The organism is Mycobacterium sp. (assembly GCF_008709575.1).
Lineage (GTDB): Bacteria > Actinomycetota > Actinomycetes > Mycobacteriales > Mycobacteriaceae > Mycobacterium.
In genome coordinates this window covers 1-729 of sequence record NZ_VYIK01000298.1, presented here as the reverse complement: position 1 = coordinate 729, position 729 = coordinate 1, and the positions used below count along the sequence as shown (strand labels likewise).

General features: G+C 68.0%; 1 pseudogene. It reads right to left on the bottom strand.

Annotation, left to right across the window (positions count from 1 at the left end):
• Positions 1–529: 529 nt before the first annotated feature.
• Positions 530–729, bottom strand: a pseudogene (locus F6Q13_RS18570) (2-hydroxyacid dehydrogenase); the annotation flags it as partial.

Here is a 729-nt window from a genome sequence, read left to right as displayed (position 1 = left end):
CATGCGTGAGGCACCAACCACCGCTTCGCGCTCACTTTTAGCTGAGGCACCTCGAGCGGGCCGACCAATCACGCCGCACGCCGCTCCTGTCGGCCATGGCCACCCTGGACCAATCTTCGATGGCTATGCGCCCCGTCGAGCCGCGGGTCACAACGGCGGTCGATAATCGCCGATGGCGCGGTAGCGAGACCGGCCTTAGACCGGCCTTGTCGACATTGGAGACGTCAGCAGGTGTGATACCTGCACGGGAAAGAACCGCCGTCGGATTAGCCACTGCATTGCTGCGTTGACATCGGTGATGCGCTCGATCCATTGGCCCGGCGAGCTCTGCGCGGCGCCGAAGATGTCCACTCGCCACAGCGTTCGGGTCACGGCGGTCGGGACGCCGGCCTCAATCGACCCGCTCGGCAGCGCGCGGCCGACTCAGCGGAGTTCCGGCCTGACTCACGTCCGGGGGTTCCCCGGCCGAGGAGCAGTGCCGGGTCGATCATTGACCTGCCCGCTGTGACGACGCCCAGGCTGTCGAGTCCTAGCGCCGCCTTCGGCGGGGCGGCAGCACCGGCGTGACCAGCGTCCCGGTCTCGAGGTAGCTGTCCAGGTTGCGGAGGGCCAGCAGCGCCATGGCCCGCCGGGTCCGGGCGGTGGCGCTGCCGACGTGGGGTAACAGCACCACGTTGTCCAGGCCGAGAAGCTCGGGTGGCACGTTGGGTTCGTCGACGAAGGTGTCCA